Here is a 298-nt window from a genome sequence, read left to right as displayed (position 1 = left end):
AGCCGCTCCACGCCCGCCCACAGGCTGTGGATCCATGAGAGGCCCGGAAGAGCGGCGATATCGGCCGGATCGGGATTGGCGACAATGGCAAATTCCACTGCACGCTGCTGCTCATCCGTCAATTCGGAAAAGGAGAGGATCTCCTCCTCCGGCATGGCGGCGCGCAACGCCTGTTTCCAAACGGCCTCCGTCTCTGCATTCATCCGTGAAACAAAGGCGATTGGTGAAGACATGGCATTGGTCCTGCTTGCGATTTTTGCGTGACGGCATCAATGCGCAATTTCGGCGGGTAATGCCA

Annotated in this window: 1 pseudogene; it reads right to left on the bottom strand. The window is 58.4% G+C overall.

Features of this window, described 5'->3' with window-relative positions:
* A pseudogene (locus EN804_RS36300) lies at positions 1-233 on the bottom strand (glyoxylate/hydroxypyruvate reductase A); the annotation flags it as partial.
* Positions 234-298 lie beyond the last annotated feature (65 nt).

It is taken from the genome of Mesorhizobium sp. M8A.F.Ca.ET.161.01.1.1 (assembly GCF_004792105.1).
Lineage (GTDB): Bacteria > Pseudomonadota > Alphaproteobacteria > Rhizobiales > Rhizobiaceae > Mesorhizobium.
The sequence above is the reverse complement of the archived record's forward strand: the minus strand, read 5'-3'. Positions and strand labels throughout refer to the sequence as shown.